Here is a 20,734-nt window from a genome sequence, read left to right on the forward strand (position 1 = left end):
AGTGCATAAGTGCTTCTAAAATCTAAAGATTTTTCTTTTTTCGGTTCGCACTAGCTTTTGCTAGTGCATAAGTTCCACTAATCTAATTGAAAATTAGAAGTGGATTGCGGATCGCCCTAGCTTTCACTAGTGCATAAGTTCCACTAATCTAATTGAAAATTAGAAGTGGATTGCGGATCGCCCTAGCTTTCACTAGTGCATAAGTGCTTCTAAAATCTAAAGATTTAAGAAGCACTAAAAAACTCCTTGATACGAGATCGAGGAGTTCATTGTTATTATTCACCAATCATTTCTGAGTATTGGTCTGCTGATAATAATTCATCAAGTTGACTTTCGTCGCTGATTTCAACTTTAACCATCCATGCTTTTTCGTATGGTGATTCATTTACAAATTCAGGACTGTCTTCTAATTCTTCATTTACTTCTAATACTTTACCATTAATTGGAGCGTATAATTCAGATACAGTTTTTACAGATTCAACACTACCGAAAGTGTCGCCTTCATTTAATTCATCATCAGTTTCAGGTAATTCAACGAATACGATATCGCCTAATTCGTTTTGTGCATATTCAGTAATACCGATTGTTGCAACGTTTCCTTCAACTTTAACCCATTCATGTTCTTTAGAGTATTTAAATTCGTTTGGTACTGCCACGATAAATCCCCTCCTAATTTTTAAGTACATTTTAATGATGCCATACCCACTATTATCAATCAACTATTATATAAAAATTTTAAACCTTTTAAAATTCGGCTTTAAATATGTAATTAATATTTTTTAGTCTTTGATAATTATGAATGTTCACTTTCTATAAACTTCAAAAAAGTGTTACAACCAAGTGTTTTTATATTCTTCTTCTTTAAAACCTAATGTGATTTTATTTCCAGATATAGCTAATGGACGTTTAACTAACATACCGTCTGATGAAAGTAATTCAAAACGTTCATCATCTGTTAGGTCGTCTAATTTATTTTTTAAATCTAATTCACGGTATTTAGCACCATGTGTATTAAATAATTTTTTAGTATCAACACCTGTTTTTTCAACAATTTCTTTAAACTCGTTTTTTGTAGGTGTATGTTGAACGATATCGATTGGTTCATAACTAACACCATACTCATCTAAGAATTTTGTTGCTTTTTTACAAGTAGTACAATTTGCATATTGATAAAATTTAATCATAGAGTTTTGCCTCCTTTGTCTCTTATCACAAATATATCATGTTATTTTATAAAACGCTCTACTTTTTAAGCTTATTTTTTTATTTAAGAAATTTCATCCGTTATAATAAATTTACTAATTAAATGAAAAGGGGCTTTTGTAATGGAAAGTATTAATACTACAGAACAATTTAATAACACAGTTCAAAATGACAAACCTGTCATCGTTAAATTCGAAGCTGGTTGGTGTCCAGATTGTAAAGCTATGGATATGTGGATTGACCCAATCGTCGAAAAATATAAAGATTATGATTGGTATACAGTTAACCGTGATGAATTAGAAGACGTTACTGCTGAAAATGACGTAATGGGAATTCCAAGTATTTTAGTATTTAAAAATGGTGATAAATTAGCACATTTACATTCAGCTAATGCTAAATCACCAGAACAAGTTGAATCATTTTTAGACGAAACATTTAGCAAATAATATTAAAAGGTCGAGATACAAGTAAAGAAATTTGAGTACCATTCAATGGCTTATTTCTTATTTGTTACCTCGACCTTATTTAATATCTTTCATTTTGTGATTAATTATTTAGTATTCTGAGATAAGATGTCTATTCTTACGTTTGGCTTTTGTCATTGGCTCTTCTAAATCAGTTAAATATAAGAAACCTGCTAAAATTTCATCATCTTCAATGTTTAAAGCTTTTCGTATTTTAGGTTCAAAAATATATGCTGGAGATTTCCAACATGAACCTATACCTGCTTCATATAATAACAACATTAAATTTTGCGCGAATGCGCCAAATGCAAAGTAATTTTCTCTATTTTGACGTTGTCTTGGATCAGCTTTTAAAACTAATACTAACATGCCACCTAGTTTAGTAACTTTATCATAATGATCTGCTCGCTTTTCAGGACTATCTGGAAAAGCAAATCGTGTAATATCTTCGCTCATATTTCCTAATCTATCTTTAGCAACATGGACAACTCTCCATGGTTCTCTCATGCCATGGTTAGGAGCATCTGTAGCTTTTTCAATAGCTTCATATAAAGCTTTATCATCAATTGTCATATCGTGCTTAAACTTTTTAACACTTCTTCTATTCGAGATTGCTTCTTGTAGTTCCAATCCTATCGCTCCCTTTATTATTCGTTGATAATCTTTATCAATTATAAGACACAATCTACTATTGTTCAAACCTTCTAATCATTTCTCATAAAAGTCAATTTGCTTTTTTAATTCTTCGACATGAATTTGACCAGGTGCTTGGGGTTCACCTAAACATCCATAAGATACTACACCACCAAAAACACCTTGTGCCGTGCGACTAATGACCCCTATTTTAGACATCGAAATTCCAATCACTTTTTGATTTAATGAATTAGCTGATTCATTCATTGCTTCTAATAAATGCAATACATCTTTTATATCATGGGGCATAACTGCTAGCTTTATATAATTCGAGTTAAATTGACTCATTTTATAATAAGTGAATTTCATTTCTTCAAACGTAGGTGTTTCATCAAAATTGTGATGTGATAATACTACTTCTAATCCTTTTTGTTGAGCTAAATTGATTAAATTTAAATAATCATCTTTATTCTTTTGCTCATCCCATTCAATATCTAACATATTATATCCGTCTGTATTAATTAGATGTTCTATCACATTCAGATATTCGGATTCATTCACATTACGTTTACCACCTTGAGAAGCAGATCGAAATGTAATTAAAATTTTAAAATCAAACGTTAACTGATTTAATTCTTCAATGACTTGATTGAGCCTATCTAATTTATCCCACTGATCTACTCTAAGCTCTATAATATCAATACTATCTTGATAGAACTCTATGTCTTTAAATAAATCATCTGCTATCGTGTTTTCAGGTGCAATCGTAACAGCTATATTTACATTTGACATACTATCCCTCTTTCCTGTCTCTTTTTGAACTATATACGTGTATATTTTCTTTTATTTTAAACTAAAATATACATTACTACCAATCGCCTTTATTGAATCAATAGCCAAAAAATTATTATGAATGATTGAACTAAAAATTTACGGGTACACTTTATATATATGATTAATTAGGAGGTAATAATTATGGCAGTTCAATATGAAACTAAAGCGACAAACGTAGGTGGACGTAAAGGACACGTTCAAACTGACGATAAAGCAATCAATGTAGATGTATTACCACCACAACAAGCGGACGGAAATGCTACTAATCCTGAACAATTATTCGCAGCAGGATATGCTTCATGTTTTAATGGTGCATTTGATTTAATTTTAAAACAAAACAAAGTTAGAGATGCTGAACCAGAAGTAACTTTAACAGTACGTCTTGAAGATGATCCAGACGCTGAAAGTCCAAAATTAAGCGTAGATATCGATGCTAAAGTGAAAAATGTATTATCTCAAGAAGACGCTGAAAAATATTTACAAGATGCACATGACTTCTGTCCATACTCTAAAGCAACTAGAGGAAACATTGATGTTAAATTAAATGTTGAAGTTGTTGACTAAGTTATAAATACAATATTATATATTTATATGACCCATTCTCTATTGAATGGGTCTCTTTTTTTGTTCACATAATTACCTCATATTTCCGACCTTTAAAATCGAGTTTCTGTTATAATGTATATGAAGAGTTATTATATACATACAATTAAATATATATTTTAACTATTTTTTCAAAAACGTTTTTGCTTATTATTAAATAATCATTGATTATTTTTATTAAATATTTTAATATGTATTTACCCAGCAACGACACACAATTAATGATTTGAATTAGGAGGTCACTATGAACAACATCCGTTTATTAACTCTAGATGATTTAGAAATTTACAAATCACTATTATCAGGGGAACATCATACTTATTCGTGGGATCGTTATTATTTAGACCACGTTTCTGATGACATTTTGACAAAACTTTTATCTTCCGAATTCCCTTTCATCAATGTATATGGTGCCTTTGAAAATGACGTTCTAGTAGCTACTGCAACCTTAAGTCAAATGAGACAAGTAGGTAAACAACATAAAGCTGTCATCAACAATAACTTTGTTAAAGATAATGATGAAGTGATAAATCGTGAATTAATCAATTATATTATTGAAATTGCTAGCCAGAAAGATTTAGAAACCATTCTCACTTCTGTCACTTCAAATAATATTAGTGCAAAAGTATTCTTCACTTCTCTAGGTTTTGAAAATCTAGGTTTCGAGAAAAATGCTACTAAAATCGGTGAAGATTATTTTGATGAACATTGGTTAACTTATAATTTAAAAAATTAAGTTATTATCATATTTAAGTTAGAAAAAAATGGATTAAGATTACATCCAAAGTAATTTTATATATTTCATTAACATCTGACCTCTAATTCAATTTAACGATAAAGCTAATATAATGATAAAAGCTCAACCTTGTATTTATAGCAAGGTTGAGCTTTCTTTTACATAGGGTCAATTAATTCTATGAAAGTAAATTTCCCTTTGTCGTAACTAAATTTTAGTATATTACAATTTCCAATATTAAATGTACTACCCTCTTCATAGCCTAAGCAGTATCTAATAAATAAACCAATTGTACTTCCATGGCTTACAGCTAGTGTTGTATGACGACTATAATTTTCCATAATATCAGTTAATGTTTCTACCATTCTATTTTCTACATCTTCACGTGATTCTCCCCCAAAAGGTACAACATAATCACCGTAAAGCGTTTTAGGTTGTTTAATTTGTTTAAGTAATTCAATACTTTCGCCTTCAAACAAACCAAAACGCCACTCTTTTAATCCTTTTGAGCGAATATATCTATTTTGATGGTTTGGTACTGCATTTTCTAGAGTATCACACGCTCTTTCTTGAGAAGAAGAAAACAAACTATCAAATTCAATTTGATTATGTTCAAAATATCGAGCTGCAGCTTTTGCTTGTTCTACACCTAATAATGTTAAAGGCGAATCACTAGCGCCCTGAATTTTGCCTTTTAAATTAAAAACTGTTTGTCCGTGTCTCATTAAATATAAAGTTTTTGCCATATTTCCACCTCTATTACTTATATAAAGCTCATAACTAACATTAAATCATTAGACATAGTAATAGTAAATCAACAAATCAATGAAAAATAATATAAACAGATGATTAATATATTGTCTTAGTGGGTATAACTTAACACTAAGTTTACATTTGTTAAAGGAGTGTTAATCAATATGGAATCTCATGATCACAGTTATGTGAATCCGAATAATGTAACACTTGAATGGGAATGCTTTGTTGTAAGTAAAAGCGATATGTTATTAGATGGCGTACCAAATGAGTTAATCAATACTTGGTTAGACAAAGATATTATAAAGCCATTTAGTGTTAAAAATAATGATATTAATTTTAGAACAAAAGATGTATGGTATGCGTTGAATCAACAAAATTGGTACTAACTAAGTTAGTTGATATAAACTAATGGCTCTATTGGCACTTTCAATGAGTTGAGAATCATCATAATTCGATAAAACATAAGTACGAATTACAAACTTATTCTTTTCATTTTTTGGGAATTTATGATCTTTATTGATGTAATTAGCTAAATTTCCAAACGGTGTATCGTCATTTATAAAACCTATTATAAAATCATAAAATGTCATCACAATATTCCCCTTATATTTTATCTTTATTTAAGTTGTAATTAATCTTATCAGAAAACTCGAGATTGTAAATGTGCAAAGTGTAAATTTTGCACATTTTTATTGTATTTTTTTAAATTTATTCACAATTTTATTTACTTATTCAAAAAAATGGGATGTTCGCTTAAAATGTCGTTTCTTTTTATTCACAATTTATAGCTATATACTTCTATTTAATTATTTACCAAGTGATAATAAATGATATGATATACATAAGGATTTTTTTACTAAAGAAGCATTTTCCAGAGGTGAATCACCTATGAAATTATATTTTCTACACGTAATTAATATTTTATTAACGATATTGTTTGTAATTTTTAATATCGTCATTACAAATAACACCAACCTAGATGACACCTTATGGTTAGTGCCCGGATTAATAGTATGTGGTTTGATTATTATTATAAGCTTATTTATAGCTATTTCTAATAAGGATTTATTAAGTGAAATTCTCTTTTTTATTAATATCATTCTTACCCTATATTACATTTATCCAATTTTTTACGATTTTCTTTAAAAGATGGGAGGTTAAAAAATGAGCTTACATTTCACTATTCTTTTTTGGTTATCAATTATATTTTTAATTGCAGGTACAATCGTTCTTGTTACTATGCTTAAAACTAAAAAAGAATCTAAAAAAGAATCTTATCTTGGCTTCACAATTGTATTCTTTATATTTGGTTTAGCCATGTTAATTTATACATTAATATTCGGTTTGTAACACATCACAAATACGTTCAGTTGCTTTAGTAGCTGAACGTTTTATTTTAATACTTATATTTATGCTTCTTACATTATTTAAAGGAGTTTTTGATAATTGCGTAAAATTTTATTATACATATTAATAACTATTATGTTCTTTATGATAAGTACTTGTATATTCCCTCCCAACCATTTAAACGCAGAGTCACAGGAACATACATATTCAGCATCTAATAAAGATTTCCAATTACAACCTGGAGATATCATTATTACGAAAGGACCAGTTTTATATGGTTTTTTTGGTCATTCTAGTATTGCCATTGATCATAATACTGTTTTACAAATTGAAGGACCTGGTGATAAACCAATCACAGAATCATTTGAATCATTCAAATCACGATTTGGAGAAGGCCAAGATGACTGGATTAAAATTTATCGCTGCGTAAAACCAGGAGCTGGTAAAAAGGCCGCACAGTGGACAAAAGAAAACTATGAAAATACAGACAATAGATATTTAGTGACTTTAAACTTAAAAAGTAAACGATTTACATACTGTACTAAAATTATCTACCAAGCATATAAGGAAGGCGTAAGCAAAAATGCTATAAGCGACCATGGATTATATATTATTTCACCTTATGCATTGAAAGATAATTTCACAAATGAATACCGTTTAAAACTTGTCAAAACTTATTAAACGCCCTACTTCATATAAGTCATATTTATTATGAATAGTAAGGCGTTTTTTAAATTTAATTATACTTCTTTAAAATAATTGATGTACTGATCGTTCTTATCTAATAGATCAAGGTAACTAATCGCATTAAACGGAATGATTCTTGTGCTATTTTTCATAGGATAAATAATAACTTCGTGTTCATAATCAACATGGATATCACTTTCTAAAATAATACGTTTATTCCCATAAATTACCCCTACTGCTTTAAAACCATCGTCATTTAAATATTTTCTTAATAATTCTTTATCCATATCATCACATCCCTTTAATTACATTTTACCAAAGTAATATTAAGGAATTATTAATTTGTAATATTTAAAGTGATTTTCTACTTTTTTATTTATACTCACCTTTTCAATCTAACCAAAACTTTTCATTTATTACTTATAATATTTTAAATTAATATACTAAATAAAAGGAAAATGCTTGTTGATAGTATTAATAAATTGATATGATTTATAGATAAAAAACACCTTTTAGGAGAATATATGAAAAAGCATGCAAGTCTGTATACAAAATTATATTATTTTTCAATTCTATTAATTGTTATTGCCATCATCATTGTGGCTTTAATTTTTTATAATACAAGAAAAAATATGAACCAATCAAATGACCGATATAATAATTTTCAAGAACTTAAAACAAATACTAAAGAAAATAAAGATTGGCGTGTTATTACAAAAAATCGCAATCACCATGATATTTTAGTAACAGCAATTCATGGCGGAGGTATTGAACCTGGTACGACTGAACTTGCTCGTCGTATTTCAAATATTGGAAAATATGATTTTTACACTTTTGAAGGTTTACGCTCTAAAAATAATGACCAACTTCACATTACATCTACCAATTACGACGAACCTAAGTTACGTAATATGCTTAAAACAACGAAAAAAACTATATCAATTCATGGTTTTTCAGGTGATGATCCTATTGTCTTTGTCGGAGGTAAAGATAAAAAAATGTCAAAATCAATTGCTAAATCGCTACGTCGAAAAGGCTTTTCCGTTAAAGAAAGCCCAACAGAAATTGATGCTAAATCATCAAAAAACTTTGTTAATGATAACGAAAGCGACTCATGGGTGCAGTTGGAACTAACTACGCGATTGAGAAAACAATTTTTTAAAGGACGCCAATTTAATCAAAAAATCCGCTCAAATCCAGATAATTATACGAAAATGTTCTATAAATTTGCTAAAGCTGTACAAGAAGGTGTGAAAAATACTCAAAAGTCATAGTTTTGTCAGTAATTACTCTAATAAATTGTTTTGCAATTTAAAAATAAAGGGTAATACATATGTAATGTGAATTAGGGAGGAAAGTAAGATGGACGAATTAACTAAAGAACAAAAATATACCGTTGCTAAATTTTACAAATTATATATTGAAAGATCTAACGAAGGTCAATCAGAACAAGAAGCGAATGATTTCAAAGATTCTGTTACTACACAAGATGACTATTTTTGTGATCGTGAGTACGATGACTTTTTAGAAAATTTGAAAGTACTGATTAATAATGATTATATTAACGGTGATATTGAAGATGACAAAGTTAATCATATTAAATTAACTACTAAAGCATTTACAGAAATTGAAAAAAGCTTTGGTTAGAAATGATGAGCAATACCTTAAAACATTCCCCTTATATAGGAATGAATGTATTTAGCGCTTGGGAGGATTATTAATTATGGAAGATTGGAAAATCAATAATCATTCAAACGTCACTTTGCTATACAACGTAATGCTAATGAAATTTCAATAGTTGAACCACAAAACAATGGAAGTTTTAAAATACTAAGTGAACTAGACATTCAAAATAATAAGTCAGAGGTATACGATGATGATTTATATATTTCATTTGATGCAAATAATAAAGAATTAAATATCTTTGATAGATTATAACTTTTCAAAACCTTATGCTACTAGAGATTGTCATTTAAAATACTTGATATAGCGGATTATAAAGTATTTCAGCATTAAATGTTTTAAACTACTATATTTTTCATAACCAAAATTCTTGTTTATTTATTTTTCTTTCAACTATAAAAATAATTTAACTTAAACTTTAATTTTCATTTGCTAATTATCAATATAATAAAGTGGTAAAAAACTTAACTTTGTGGTACTCTGAATTTGTTAAACTTTGTGAGTGTTTAACATTACTTCTTGTTAGCGTCAACTTAACTTTAATTTTCGTCATTATTAAAGTTAATGTTGGCGCTTTTTTAATATCCCCCTCTTTTTACTTTTAACTACTTTTCTTTTTAAATTACTTTTACTTATTAATATTAATAAAAATATTCACAATTTTTAAAAAGAAATAGATGTAAAATAACATTTATATGTAGTAAACTTAAGATAATGACATATCTTAGGAGAGATAGAATGAAAAAAGTATTTTGGTTGATCTTATCTAGCTTTTTAGTTTTAGGTGCTTGTAGTCATAGTAGTGACGATTCAAAACAAAATGACAGTAAATCAACGCAAAAAGATTCTAAGAGTAATGACAATAAAACTGTCAAAAAAGTAAAAAATAGTGCTAAAAAGAAAGACAATCCTAAGTCACAAGATGACAAAGGAAATAAAGAACGTGTTGACGGCGACAAAGCCAATAAGTAATAAATAATGATTAACAGCTTAGATGTTTCTTACATTTAAGCTGTTTTTTCAAACAGTTAAGCAATATTCAACAAAATTTCGCTCAATTATATTAAACTCTATTTAATATCAAATTTACAAACTGATAGATAGACAATTGATATTTTGCGTTAACCATGTTGCAACATCTTTTTGATAACATTTTTATTTTTTATATACATATCAAATGAAAGGATGTGTGAAACATGAAAAACACAAAATTTAATGAAGAAGAATTAGAAACAATCAAACAATTTTATAATTCAAGAAGACGTTCTGTTTGTTGTTCAAACCCAAAACTAACATTCTTAGAAGATATCGTTCATATTCCAACAGCTGGAAATGAAACAAACGATCTTGAAGGTTTTGCTACTGTTTGTGAGAACTGTGGTCAAACTAAAGTGTTTAATTTAAATGTAATGCAAAACGCAAAATTTTAGTATCAATGTCTATTAGACAGTATTAATTTTTGATAGATTTATGTTTTATATACTATATATTATATTGATATTGCACATACGGATTCATATTGAATCTGTATGTGCTTTTTTTATGTATAAAATATTTAGAAATCTATTCCTTATCTATCTCATTTATCAAAATAAACTAAATTTAAGCATAAAAAAAAGCAACCATTAAGGTTGCTTTGAAAATGTTATTACATTTTTACGACATTAGCTGCTTGTTCTCCACGATCGCCTTCAACGATGTCGAATTCAACTTTTTGTCCTTCTTCTAATGATTTGTATCCTTCTTCAGCGATTGCTGAGAAATGTACGAATACGTCGCTTCCATCTTCTCTTTCGATGAAACCAAAACCTTTTTCTGAATTAAACCATTTAACTGTACCGTTATTCATATCGAATACCTCCGCGTGCTTTTGCACATAATATTTGTAACAAATCCATAAATCAAAGGGAGAATATTCTTAATAATAACTCGCAATTAACTTCACGTACTTGTTTACTTAAATACTACTATACGCTATATTTGAGAAAAGTAAACCCTTTTAGCCAAATTCTTTCAAATTTATTATAATTAACAAAATAAAATTTTCAACTTTTATTGAAATCACCTTTAAAATATCTATTAAATGTAATTATCATAAAAATATACATTATAAATATAGATTAATTGTCTTGAATCCTATACCAATTCATAGCATTTTTATAAAATATCTTTTCACATTCTGTCTCATCAAAATGTTGTTCTATTATTTTAATATCGTCTTTAGTAAATCTTTGAGGCGCTCTTGTAGATGGTAAGTCAGTACCAAACATCAAAGCATTAGGATTTAGTTGATATATTTCTTTCAATGTTTTTGCAATATCTAAATTGCCTCTACTAAACCCTGTAGCTTTAACTCGAACATTTCTATCTACTAATTCTAATAAACCAGATAATCCTTCTTGCGATAAACCTAAATGATCAATAGATACTGCAGGTAATTTTTTAATTGTAGTTGAGATTTCAGGTAAATTTTTCGAATCTATATATAATTCAGTATGCCATCCAACTACTTCATATACTCTTTTAGCCAAATATTCTAGTTTAGATAAATCTTCAGAACCACCACGTTTTACATTGAACCTTAAACCTCTGACACCGCAGTTATTCAACCTAATTAATTCATCATCTTTTACAGTATAAGGAAGTTGTGTAACACCTACAAACTTACCATCTAATTTGTCTAGAGCATCAATTAAATAGTTTTGATCATATCCTTGAAATGATCCGGACACAATGGCACCACCTAATACATCTAATTCTTTTACTTCTTTTTGATAATCCTCAATACCGTATGATGGTGGTAAGTAACCATTATTTTCTTTTATTTCAAAATCATAGTTGATAATATGCAAATGCGAATCAAACATTTTCATATCAATGTCCCCTTTGTTTAATGATTATTGTTATAAATATTTTCAAATTCATTTTAACTTTTTCTAATGTTAATACCAATATGCAATAGATATAATGTTTTTTTAACATAACTATTGGTTACTTTTCTGATAAAGTTTTACCACCTGTCATTGTTAGCAATAAAATAACAATAGCTATAATTGTTGCTGCAAAACCAAGTTCATGCACTGCTGTAGTTAAATCAGAACCTTTAAATAATATTCCAATCAGTGTTGAAGAAACAATTGCACCTAAATATCCTGCAGTTCTTAATAAACCAGAAGACATTCCTATCATTGATTTTGGAGTTTGATGATATAGCGCATTTTGATTTGCAAGATTCAATAATCCTTGTGGCAATCCAAATATGGCTGATAAGACGATTAAATAATAAATTGATGTGTCACTTGAAATCATTTGAAATCCTATCATTGTGATTAAGGCACCAATTGTTCCAATATATAACTTAGTTCTTATATTTAATCGTGGTCCCATTAACTGCGCAGAAAAGATACCCACAATAAACTGTGGTAACATTATCATTCCTGCATGCATGGGTGATAAACCTTTCACCTCTTCTAACCACTGCACATAACCATATAGCACACTGTAAGAAATAAGCATTGATAAAAAAGTACGTAGATACGTATTATTCATCGATATATTATGACTCAAAATTTTCAAATCTATAAATGGTTTAGCAGATTTTAATTCATATAAAATAAATGTGATTAAACTTATAAGCCCAATTAAAAATAAATACCAATATGATGGTTTGGCTTCTATAAAGAAAATCATCCAAGAACTTAAACTTATCGAAAATAATATAATTCCTACAAAATCAACTCGTTTTTTTAATAACTGTAATTTATATTTAGTGGCTGTCTTAGGAAAATATAAATAACCAAAGATAAATGCCAAGATAGACATTGGTAAATTAACTATAAAAATGGATTGCCAACCACCATTAGCGACTAAAATTCCACCTAAAGTCGGCCCAATAACTGCAATAACTTGATTGCTAATAGATAGAATTGTCAATATTTTACTCGGACTATCTTCACCTGTACGTTCAGCTTCATAATTAATTAAATACATTGCCGAAGGGTATCCGGCACATGTTCCAATACCTATTAAAAATCTGGCTAAAATTAATCCATAAAACGACGGTGTCACTAACGCAATCATACTCGCTAATCCAACTAAACTCGTGGCAAATAAAAATAAACCTCTTGGACCAAAAATATCAATTAACTTTCCTATTACCGGTTGACCAATACTTGTAGCCAAATATAAAGACGACACAAGCCAAGCAGTTTGATAAAAAGGCACACCAAATGCCTGAGCAATTGGGACAAGCGCTACAGCCAACATTGAAGAATTAATTGGATTTAAAATCGAACCTAAAATCATAGGTGTATATAATTTTTTATTAAAAGTATTGCTAATAGCTTTTTTCGACATAAATGTCACCCTTGACTATTCTATTGTTTTTGCCAGTCTGCAACTGTTAATACATCTCCATATCTAGTTAAAATATGATTTGTTAAAAATTCGTGCGTCTCAGAGGATCTATCAGCCATTGCATCTTGTAAAAATGTTAATTTAAAATCTTTATCAAAAGCTTCTACTCCTGTTGATAGGACAACGCCACTTGTGGCTATCCCCGTTAAAACTAAGTGATCAATTTGTAAACTTCTTAACAATACTTCTAAATTACTCCCAGTAAATGCGCTAATTCGTTGTTTAGTAACTAATAAGTCATCATCATCCATATGAAGCTCATCTATAATTTGAGTCGATTTATCCTTAACTGTCATTGGTTGTCCACTTTCTTTGATTCTACTAAACATCTTGTTATTAGATGAAATTTCCATAAAATTTTTCGAAAAAGCAACTCTTACAAAGATAATGGGTAGTTCCATTTGTCTAGCTGTAGTAATTGCTTCATTTGTTTTATCAATTAAATCTTTTGTATCAGATAATGAGCTAATAATCCCATTTTGCATATCCATTACTAATAACGCTTTATTATCATTCATATTTATACCTACTTCCAATTTAGTTTTTTACATTCAAAAATCGTACCACATCAAGGTTCTTATTCATAATGATTGGTTTATCAATACTTCATTGGATAAAATTTACAATTTTTATTTAATGATCTTTTATTTAATAATCTTTAACCGCAAGAATAAAGTTAAAATCATGCTAAACTATATTTTATTTTGAATTTTTAGTTGTATGACAATTTGTTTTTAAAATAACTTTTATAAATTTCATTTTAATTATCATTATTGATAACATAATATGATTACTCATTAGCCTGGCACCACAGTATTATTAATATATATGTAAATTACATTTAAAGGAGATATGTTTAATGGAAGAAAACTTTAATGAGGAACAACAAAGGAAACAATGGGAGCAATTTCAAGAATTTCAAAGACAACAAGCCAAACAAGAACAAGCAAAATCTAATCAATCTAATACTAAGAAATGGTGGCTTTGGGGCTGTAGCAGCTGTTTAGTGTTTTTTATCTTATTTATTATTGGCATTATAGCCCTATCCATGATTTTTAATGGTGGTATCAAAGATAATTTCAAAAGTCATTCTAATGGTACTAAAAACTATAAAATCGGAGATACGATCAAAAATGGAGATTTAGAAGTAAAAGTTAAATCTGTTGAAAATACAACATCAGTTGGCCCGTCTATCGCACCTACAAATGCTAAAGACACTTATGTCGTAGCAGACGTTTCTGTAAAAAATAAAGGCAACAAATCATTAACTATCGACACCCAAATGTTTAAACTTAAATCTGGTAATAAATCATTTGATGCCGATGCTACTGGATCTCTATCTGCTAACCAAAGTGATGATGGCAGTGTTACAAACTCATTCTTTTTAGAACAAATTAATCCCGATAGTACTGCAGAAGGAAAAATTGTATTCGATGTTTCTGAAAAAGTAGCAAATACTAAAGATAAAAAATTAGAAATTACATCAAGCTTGTTTAGCGTAAAAAGTATTACTGTAGATTTATCTGATGCTAAAACTTCTGATAAAGATGATGACGAATCAGATAGTGATGATAGTGAATCCTCTACTGACACAAGTTCAAGTGGTTCAACAACACCATCTAATAATGAAAGTACATCTTCTTCAAGTTCAAATGCATCAAATAATTCGAGCCATAGTACTAATAGTAATGGTAATAGTAGTTCAAGTAACAATTTTAGCAATGATTCACAAGCTGAAAAAGCAGACAAATCACCAACTACTACACCAAAAGAAAGTGAACCACAAGAAACGAAGCTAGAAGTAACTAACAATGATAATGCCGCTAAACCAGCTGAAAGTACATCATCAAGTAGCACATCTTCAAATTCATCAAGTGATAGCAGTAATGCAGAAAAATAGAAATTAGATATATATATAATTAATAATTATACGGGAGTTTATACAAATGAAAATCAAATTATTAGGAACAATTTTATTATCATCTGCTCTAATATTAACAGCGTGTGGGCAAAATGATGATAATTCTAAAAAGACAGACGATAAAAAGTCAGAAAGTAAATCTGACAAAAAATCCAATGATTCTAAAAAAGATAAAAAATCAGAAGATAAGAAGAAAAAAGAAAAAGAAAATAACAAACAATCTAACGAAGATAATCAACAAACTGCACAAAATAATGGACAAAATACTAATACACAACAAAGTACAGAACAACAAAATCAGCAGAATATAAATAATCAAAAACAAGAAAAGCCTGGAACTGATGCTGGTTTGATTAACCCTAAAGATGTTAGTGACGAATCTCAATCTAATGATGATCAATCAACAACAAAAGATGTTAATTCAGAAATTAATGCTGCACAAACGGAAGATGAATACTATAATGCATTACGCAAAAAATATCATGGCGGTCTTTCATCAGCCGAATTACAAACTAAAACTGCAATCGAAAAAGGGTATTACGATGGCAATAATGCGGATCAAGTTTATCAAAAGATTCAAAATGAAGAACAAAAAATCCAAAACGGCGAGTATGACCAATATAAAAATTAATTAAGTATTATTTCTTAACAACAACTGCATTATTATTTTAATTGCTACTAAATCTATTTTGTTTTCATTTTAGATTTAGTAGTTTTTTTATCCACTTAAGATCCTAACCCTCCCTCTAAATGCACTTTATTTATATTATAACTAGATTTTTCCGCCATACATTTCGAGATTTATAGTTAAAAAAATAATTTTAATTCACCATTCTAAAAGTGTAACTTATACATAAAAATGTATAATATAATTTATATATCTTTTATTAATAGAAATAATTTATAGAAGAAATAAATTTTATAATAAGGAGAACAATATTGAACAAATTTGATTTAAACGATTTGGATGACGGACAAGTTAAAGAACTAATAAATGAATTAAAATATACAGACTCTTATATAAATGAAAGTGAATTAAAGACATTAATTGCTACAAAAATTAAACAAAGACAAAAAGTAATAAGTTTTAAATTAGGGGTAAAATACATTGTTATTATAAATAGAGGTAATGTAGAAATTGATAGGTTTTCTATTTCTATAATTTTTGAAGAAACCTACCATACTTTAGTTAGAATTGATATTAGAGGTGGCATTCATTTTAATCCAGATGGATCATCAGCTCCAAATAGCCATATTCATATTTATAATAATGCATATGAGAAAAAAGATAGATTTGCTTATGAAATCAATTTAAAAGATTTTCCAATTCTTAATGATATATACAGTGTTTATAAATCATTTTTAGCTTATAATAATATTAGTGAAACAAAATAAAGGAGGGATAAGTATGACTATATTAGACGCAGAGAAGTTAAAAAATGAATATTTAGATTGGTATAAACAAGAATTAACCTTTTCTAATCTCAGTAAGAATATAGTAAGAATAGACTTTCCCTTTAAAGATAGTTCGTTAGATAATTTAATTATATACGCATTATATAATCAAATTGATGACATTATTACTCTAACTGATGATGGATATACAATATTTGGTCTAGAAAATAATGGCATCTTTATAAATCAATCAAAAAAACGTAAGAATATGTTTGAAGAACACCTTGCTGCATATGGTATTAAATACAATGATAAAACAGGTGAAATTTATATAAAAACTAATTTCGCAAATTTTAATAAATCCAAACATAATCTATTGCAATGTTTAATTTTCATCAATGATATGTATGTTCTTTCAAAACCAAAAGTCCAAAATATATTTTCTGATGATGTAGCTACCAAACTAGATGAACATAATATTTCATATGGTAGAGATTTACCTATTGTGGGTTCAAGCGGTGTAGTTCATAATTTTGATTTTTTTATTAGTGCTAAAAAAAATCAAAAAGAAAAGTTTATTAATGCCATATCAAACCCTAACAATGCGATGATTATAAAATCTAAATTAACAGATGTTATACAAGCTAAAAAAATTAAAAGACAGCGTCCTAATGAATTTATATTCATTTTAAATGATAGAAACAAAGAGATTAATATTCAAAATAAAACTTTTCTTCAAGAAAATGATATTAATACGATTGAATATAGTAACATAGAAAATCGAATAGAGTTACTAACTTTATAAAAATAAGGGTAGATTAATACCCTTATTTTTATTTAGATTAGTTATCCCCTCATCAAATCACTAATGAATTCATCTTTAACTTCATATACTGTTGGTCTTTGCTTAATTTTATGTAATTTATCTTCATGTTTCTTGATAATACTATCTAATTTTTTTCGTCCAAAAGGCAAGAATTCAACTAATTCTCGAAGACTAATTCTTGTATATTCATTACCAAATACTTTATCTTGGAGCAATATAAACAACACATTTTTTTCATGCTCTTTCAAGTTTAAATTCTCTAGTCTTCCATACAACGTTTCAATCATCGCAATATTTTCTTTAAATTGTTCAATTGCAGTTTTTTGACCCTCAATGATTAAATCCAACATGACATCTATAAAGTAAGTCATTTCTCCTTTATTAAGAAAATGAGAAGTACTAGCAAATGCTTTATCGTATTTATTTTTATTTCTATTCACAGCATAAGAAAAAGTTAATGCAGTAACATGTTCTAAATTATCTTTCAAAAGTTTTGCTATAATATAACGTCCTAATCTTCCATTACCATCATAAAAAGGATGTAAATACTCAAACATAAAATGACTAGCTAATATTTTCAGAAGTATTGGTGCTTCATAGTGACTAATAAAATTTAACATTTTATTTAAAAAATCAACAATTTCATATTCAGAATACTCATTTCTATGTACCCATTTTTCTTTAGAAGTATCACGAACGCCTACACCTTGTTTTCTAAACATTAACCCATCTGGTAAATCTTCATCTGCTATTTCGTTAGATAACAATAAATCATAAGCCTTTCTAAAATCAGATATTTCATTTAATGTAAAATCTTCATCACTAAGTAATAAACTATATTGATAAACTAATCCTCTAAATCTTTTATTACTTTTTAAATTATTATTATTTAACGCATCTGCTAATTCTTTTTTAGTACTCCTTACATTTTCTTTTTCATTTGTACTTTGCATTTCGTTAATTAGTAACTTTTTTAGATATGAAGTTGTAGCGACTATTGGTTGGCTGTTAATCAATTTATTAATTTCACTTGAATTGATCAATATCTTTTCCGCTTTAATAATTATGGTTTTAGTTGGACAAAAAAATAAAGGGAACATCATACTTTTAATTTATGTCTGCTTTCTAATTGGATTTATTTCAATATCTGTGACATAAGTAGTGAAATTATTTAATCGTTGTTGGTACTCTTTTTCAAAGTTTTGTTCATCACTCATGTGAAAAATTGTTTTTAACGTTTTATAAGTCATCTATGAAATCACCTCTTATTATCCTTTTCTTCCATTTTGGCGTTTAATCATATTTAATGTGTATTATTATACTATAAAATTATTAAATTAAGAAATTAAAAATAAACTTTATATTTTAGTGTTAATGCTTCTTCTTATTACATAATTCAAAATATCTAGTGATACTATATCTTTGATGTGACGCAAAAATGTTTCATTGAATGTATTAGTGACATAGTGATACAAATAATTTATAGTTTATTTTAAATAATGACCATTGCGTTTTGCTTAATTTAATTGACTATAATATAACTTTTAGGGTACATAGTATAATAATTAAATAAATTTTGCATTTTTAAGGGGGAGATCATTTGAATAAAATTGCATTTATTACTGATAGTTCATCTGGTATCGGTTTACATGAGTATTCAGATGTCTACGTAGTACCTATGGGAACAAGAATTAATAATAAAGATTATACAGATATGGTTGATATCAGCTCACAAGAATTTTTTGAATTATTAAAGCAATATGAAAATGGCGCAACTACATTTCAACCTACACCACAATCATTTATAGATACTTATCAAAAAGTCATCGATGATGGTTATACTCACGTTATAGCTATTCATGCAACGAGTGCATTAACTGGTGCGTGTGAACAATCAAAATCTGTAAGCCGTTATTTTGATATTGAATCAACTATTATAGATTCTATGACTGGAGATTACCCGCTCCGAAGAATGGTTGAAGAAGGTATCAAAGCCAAAAATAATAATGAAAGTTATCAAGCCATTATTGATAAAGTGAACGATTTACAAAACGCTTCCACTTTAATTTTTTATCCTAAAAATTTAAATCAGGTTAAAAATAGTGGCCGTTTAAGTCGTTCAAAAGCACTTATTGCGGGAATTCTCAACATACAAATTATTATTGAATTTCAAAAAGGAAAAATTGTATTAGCTGATAAATTACGTACTAAAAAGAAAGCCTTTAATTATTTAATTAATAAACTAAAAGATGAAATTACAAGAGATAATCCATCAAAAGTTGGTGTTTCATACACAGGAGAACACGAAACTGCTGATTCAATTATTAAGTTTTTAAAAGAGAAATTTCCAAATAAAATTATTGAAAAAAATCCACTTATAAATGTTGGAGCAGTTCATACAGGATATGGCACAGTTGCAATAGGATGGATTAATGTATAAATTTTAAAGACACTCTAATAAAGGGTGTCTTTTTATGTTTTGAGGCATATCTGTGATAACAATAACGAAAAGCCCACAACCAAATGAGTTGCAGGCTTACAAAGCAGAAAATAGAATTCCAATAAAATATTTATGATTATCTTTTACAATAACTGTTATAACAAAACGTATATACTGTATTGCATAATGTATCCAATTAGATGTTAATTATCGTTCTTTTTCTTAAATAATTTCTTAACATCATCAAATAATGAACTACTACCTAACCAATTTGAAACAGTTTCCATTGTGAAATTTATGATCTTACCTAATAATTCCATATGTTCGTCCTCCATACATATTTAATTAGATAACTTAAGATGTAAAATAGGATAGTCTCTTCCTTGTCCATCCTGTTCAGATTCATCGTATTTTATAAATCCATTCTTCTTATAAAATTGAATAGCATTTTCATTGTCTTTGTTAACATCAACGTATTGTATTTTCTTGTCTTTAATAAGGGTCTGTACAATTTGTGTACCATAACCTTTATTAAAATATTGAGGGTCTATAAATAACATTTCTAAATTTTGATCATTTGTTCCCGAAAAACCTATCACTTCAATGTCATTCCACCATAAATATCCTTCTACATATTTAAAGTAAGTTGGAATTTCATGTTTTAACGCTATTCTATCTTCATCTTTAAGAAAATCGTGTGTTTCTATTACAGATCTTTCCCAAATTTTTAAAGCTTTATCATAATCTTTTTCATTTAATTTAGTTTTCTTTAATATCATAATATTCTCCT

The 20,734-nt window shown here is 28.0% G+C and carries 30 protein-coding genes and 1 pseudogene; 17 read left to right on the forward strand and 14 right to left on the reverse strand.

What is annotated here, in order from left to right; genetic code table 11:
* Window positions 1–275: 275 nt before the first annotated feature.
* Window positions 276–656 (reverse strand): glycine cleavage system protein GcvH, encoded by a 381-nt coding sequence (gcvH, locus tag HMPREF3125_RS05240; protein WP_017637479.1) that lies wholly within the window; start codon window positions 654–656, stop codon window positions 276–278.
* Window positions 657–830: 174 nt separating this feature from the next.
* Window positions 831–1,184 carry an arsenate reductase family protein gene (locus tag HMPREF3125_RS05245; protein WP_070452383.1) on the reverse strand — a complete coding sequence of 118 codons (354 nt, stop codon included), beginning with the start codon at window positions 1,182–1,184 and terminating at the stop codon, window positions 831–833.
* A 141-nt stretch (window positions 1,185–1,325) separates the two neighbouring features.
* Between HMPREF3125_RS05245 and HMPREF3125_RS05250 the strand changes: the two genes are divergently transcribed.
* Complete coding sequence (locus tag HMPREF3125_RS05250; RefSeq protein WP_017637481.1) at window positions 1,326–1,649, forward strand: thioredoxin family protein; 324 nt, start codon at window positions 1,326–1,328, stop codon at window positions 1,647–1,649.
* Window positions 1,650–1,757: 108 nt separating this feature from the next.
* Here the strand turns inward: HMPREF3125_RS05250 and HMPREF3125_RS05255 are convergent, their stop codons facing one another.
* Window positions 1,758–2,297 (reverse strand): nitroreductase family protein, encoded by a 540-nt coding sequence (locus HMPREF3125_RS05255; protein ID WP_017637482.1) that lies wholly within the window; start codon window positions 2,295–2,297, stop codon window positions 1,758–1,760.
* Between the two features lie 78 nt (window positions 2,298–2,375).
* Window positions 2,376–3,092, reverse strand: coding sequence for a type I 3-dehydroquinate dehydratase (aroD, locus tag HMPREF3125_RS05260; protein WP_070452386.1), 717 nt, complete (start codon window positions 3,090–3,092; stop codon window positions 2,376–2,378).
* A gap of 183 nt (window positions 3,093–3,275) precedes the next feature.
* Here aroD and HMPREF3125_RS05265 point away from each other — a divergent pair, with 183 nt between their 5' ends.
* Both HMPREF3125_RS05265 and HMPREF3125_RS05270 read left to right on the forward strand, forming a co-directional pair.
* Window positions 3,276–3,698, forward strand: a complete 423-nt coding sequence (locus HMPREF3125_RS05265) for an organic hydroperoxide resistance protein (protein ID WP_017637484.1) — start codon at window positions 3,276–3,278, stop codon at window positions 3,696–3,698.
* Between the two features lie 283 nt (window positions 3,699–3,981).
* Complete coding sequence (locus tag HMPREF3125_RS05270; protein ID WP_017637485.1) at window positions 3,982–4,473, forward strand: GNAT family N-acetyltransferase; 492 nt, start codon at window positions 3,982–3,984, stop codon at window positions 4,471–4,473.
* Window positions 4,474–4,631: 158 nt separating this feature from the next.
* Here HMPREF3125_RS05270 and HMPREF3125_RS05275 read toward each other — a convergent pair whose 3' ends face one another.
* Window positions 4,632–5,219 carry a histidine phosphatase family protein gene (locus HMPREF3125_RS05275; RefSeq protein ID WP_017637486.1) on the reverse strand — a complete coding sequence of 196 codons (588 nt, stop codon included), beginning with the start codon at window positions 5,217–5,219 and terminating at the stop codon, window positions 4,632–4,634.
* Window positions 5,220–5,390: 171 nt separating this feature from the next.
* On the opposite strand from HMPREF3125_RS05275, the gene HMPREF3125_RS05280 reads away from it, so the two are divergent.
* Window positions 5,391–5,615: a hypothetical protein gene (locus HMPREF3125_RS05280; protein WP_017637487.1), complete on the forward strand. Its 225-nt coding sequence runs from the start codon at window positions 5,391–5,393 to the stop codon at window positions 5,613–5,615.
* On the opposite strand, the gene HMPREF3125_RS05285 is transcribed toward HMPREF3125_RS05280, so the two are convergent.
* Window positions 5,616–5,819 carry a sterile alpha motif-like domain-containing protein gene (locus tag HMPREF3125_RS05285; protein ID WP_029055617.1) on the reverse strand — a complete coding sequence of 68 codons (204 nt, stop codon included), beginning with the start codon at window positions 5,817–5,819 and terminating at the stop codon, window positions 5,616–5,618. It abuts the gene before it with no gap.
* A 298-nt stretch (window positions 5,820–6,117) separates the two neighbouring features.
* Here HMPREF3125_RS05285 and tsaA point away from each other — a divergent pair, with 298 nt between their 5' ends.
* From tsaA to lnsA, 3 genes are all read left to right on the forward strand, one after another.
* Window positions 6,118–6,375, forward strand: coding sequence for a type II toxin-antitoxin system antitoxin TsaA (gene tsaA, locus HMPREF3125_RS13005; protein ID WP_072291797.1), 258 nt, complete (start codon window positions 6,118–6,120; stop codon window positions 6,373–6,375).
* An 18-nt stretch (window positions 6,376–6,393) separates the two neighbouring features.
* Window positions 6,394–6,579 (forward strand): type II toxin-antitoxin system toxin TsaT, encoded by a 186-nt coding sequence (gene tsaT, locus HMPREF3125_RS05290; RefSeq protein ID WP_029055618.1) that lies wholly within the window; start codon window positions 6,394–6,396, stop codon window positions 6,577–6,579.
* Window positions 6,580–6,684: 105 nt separating this feature from the next.
* Window positions 6,685–7,257 carry a lipoprotein N-acylation protein LnsA gene (lnsA, locus tag HMPREF3125_RS05295; RefSeq protein WP_371106438.1) on the forward strand — a complete coding sequence of 191 codons (573 nt, stop codon included), beginning with the start codon at window positions 6,685–6,687 and terminating at the stop codon, window positions 7,255–7,257.
* Window positions 7,258–7,316: 59 nt separating this feature from the next.
* Here lnsA and HMPREF3125_RS05300 read toward each other — a convergent pair whose 3' ends face one another.
* Window positions 7,317–7,550 carry a hypothetical protein gene (locus HMPREF3125_RS05300; RefSeq protein WP_070452389.1) on the reverse strand — a complete coding sequence of 78 codons (234 nt, stop codon included), beginning with the start codon at window positions 7,548–7,550 and terminating at the stop codon, window positions 7,317–7,319.
* A gap of 237 nt (window positions 7,551–7,787) precedes the next feature.
* On the opposite strand from HMPREF3125_RS05300, the gene HMPREF3125_RS05305 reads away from it, so the two are divergent.
* From HMPREF3125_RS05305 to HMPREF3125_RS05320, 5 genes and pseudogenes are all read left to right on the forward strand, one after another.
* Window positions 7,788–8,537, forward strand: coding sequence for a poly-gamma-glutamate hydrolase family protein (locus tag HMPREF3125_RS05305; protein ID WP_070452392.1), 750 nt, complete (start codon window positions 7,788–7,790; stop codon window positions 8,535–8,537).
* Between the two features lie 88 nt (window positions 8,538–8,625).
* Window positions 8,626–8,910: a hypothetical protein gene (locus HMPREF3125_RS05310; protein ID WP_070452395.1), complete on the forward strand. Its 285-nt coding sequence runs from the start codon at window positions 8,626–8,628 to the stop codon at window positions 8,908–8,910.
* 76 nt (window positions 8,911–8,986) lie between these two features.
* Window positions 8,987–9,201: pseudogene (locus HMPREF3125_RS13010) on the forward strand (hypothetical protein).
* 483 nt (window positions 9,202–9,684) lie between these two features.
* Window positions 9,685–9,918, forward strand: a complete 234-nt coding sequence (locus tag HMPREF3125_RS05315; RefSeq protein WP_017637830.1) for a hypothetical protein — start codon at window positions 9,685–9,687, stop codon at window positions 9,916–9,918.
* Between the two features lie 224 nt (window positions 9,919–10,142).
* On the forward strand, window positions 10,143–10,376 hold the full coding sequence (locus HMPREF3125_RS05320; RefSeq protein WP_029056555.1) for a hypothetical protein: 234 nt from the start codon (window positions 10,143–10,145) through the stop codon (window positions 10,374–10,376).
* Between the two features lie 218 nt (window positions 10,377–10,594).
* Here HMPREF3125_RS05320 and HMPREF3125_RS05325 read toward each other — a convergent pair whose 3' ends face one another.
* The 4 genes from HMPREF3125_RS05325 to HMPREF3125_RS05340 all read right to left on the reverse strand — a co-directional run bounded on the left by HMPREF3125_RS05325 (window position 10,595) and on the right by HMPREF3125_RS05340 (window position 13,880).
* Window positions 10,595–10,795 (reverse strand): cold-shock protein, encoded by a 201-nt coding sequence (locus tag HMPREF3125_RS05325; RefSeq protein WP_002450876.1) that lies wholly within the window; start codon window positions 10,793–10,795, stop codon window positions 10,595–10,597.
* Window positions 10,796–11,066: 271 nt separating this feature from the next.
* A complete protein-coding gene (locus HMPREF3125_RS05330; protein WP_070452398.1) occupies window positions 11,067–11,819 on the reverse strand; it encodes an amidohydrolase family protein in 753 nt (250 codons plus the stop codon).
* A gap of 118 nt (window positions 11,820–11,937) precedes the next feature.
* A complete protein-coding gene (locus HMPREF3125_RS05335) occupies window positions 11,938–13,302 on the reverse strand; it encodes an MFS transporter (RefSeq protein WP_070452402.1) in 1,365 nt (454 codons plus the stop codon).
* Between the two features lie 20 nt (window positions 13,303–13,322).
* The gene (locus HMPREF3125_RS05340; RefSeq protein ID WP_017637834.1) at window positions 13,323–13,880 is read right to left on the reverse strand and encodes a cysteine hydrolase family protein; all 558 of its coding nucleotides are present in this window, start codon (window positions 13,878–13,880) and stop codon (window positions 13,323–13,325) included.
* A gap of 341 nt (window positions 13,881–14,221) precedes the next feature.
* On the opposite strand from HMPREF3125_RS05340, the gene HMPREF3125_RS05345 reads away from it, so the two are divergent.
* From HMPREF3125_RS05345 to HMPREF3125_RS05360, 4 genes are all read left to right on the forward strand, one after another.
* Window positions 14,222–15,262: a DUF4352 domain-containing protein gene (locus tag HMPREF3125_RS05345; RefSeq protein ID WP_070452405.1), complete on the forward strand. Its 1,041-nt coding sequence runs from the start codon at window positions 14,222–14,224 to the stop codon at window positions 15,260–15,262.
* A 46-nt stretch (window positions 15,263–15,308) separates the two neighbouring features.
* On the forward strand, window positions 15,309–15,914 hold the full coding sequence (locus HMPREF3125_RS05350; RefSeq protein ID WP_017637836.1) for a hypothetical protein: 606 nt from the start codon (window positions 15,309–15,311) through the stop codon (window positions 15,912–15,914).
* Between the two features lie 308 nt (window positions 15,915–16,222).
* Window positions 16,223–16,678: a DUF6978 family protein gene (locus HMPREF3125_RS05355; RefSeq protein WP_046466479.1), complete on the forward strand. Its 456-nt coding sequence runs from the start codon at window positions 16,223–16,225 to the stop codon at window positions 16,676–16,678.
* Window positions 16,679–16,691: 13 nt separating this feature from the next.
* Window positions 16,692–17,483, forward strand: coding sequence for a DUF1829 domain-containing protein (locus HMPREF3125_RS05360; RefSeq protein WP_070452408.1), 792 nt, complete (start codon window positions 16,692–16,694; stop codon window positions 17,481–17,483).
* A gap of 41 nt (window positions 17,484–17,524) precedes the next feature.
* Here the strand turns inward: HMPREF3125_RS05360 and HMPREF3125_RS05365 are convergent, their stop codons facing one another.
* A complete protein-coding gene (locus tag HMPREF3125_RS05365) occupies window positions 17,525–18,547 on the reverse strand; it encodes a Fic family protein (RefSeq protein ID WP_256278070.1) in 1,023 nt (340 codons plus the stop codon).
* Between the two features lie 69 nt (window positions 18,548–18,616).
* Window positions 18,617–18,754, reverse strand: a complete 138-nt coding sequence (locus tag HMPREF3125_RS13015) for a hypothetical protein (protein WP_256278071.1) — start codon at window positions 18,752–18,754, stop codon at window positions 18,617–18,619.
* A gap of 350 nt (window positions 18,755–19,104) precedes the next feature.
* On the opposite strand from HMPREF3125_RS13015, the gene HMPREF3125_RS05370 reads away from it, so the two are divergent.
* Window positions 19,105–19,944 carry a DegV family protein gene (locus HMPREF3125_RS05370; protein ID WP_070452411.1) on the forward strand — a complete coding sequence of 280 codons (840 nt, stop codon included), beginning with the start codon at window positions 19,105–19,107 and terminating at the stop codon, window positions 19,942–19,944.
* 341 nt (window positions 19,945–20,285) lie between these two features.
* On the opposite strand, the gene HMPREF3125_RS05375 is transcribed toward HMPREF3125_RS05370, so the two are convergent.
* Window positions 20,286–20,723, reverse strand: a complete 438-nt coding sequence (locus tag HMPREF3125_RS05375) for a GNAT family N-acetyltransferase (RefSeq protein WP_070452414.1) — start codon at window positions 20,721–20,723, stop codon at window positions 20,286–20,288.
* Between the last annotated feature and the right edge of the window lie 11 nt (window positions 20,724–20,734).

The sequence above is a fragment of the Staphylococcus sp. HMSC13A10 genome (assembly GCF_001808005.1).
GTDB classification, from domain to species: Bacteria; Bacillota; Bacilli; order Staphylococcales; family Staphylococcaceae; genus Staphylococcus; species Staphylococcus pasteuri.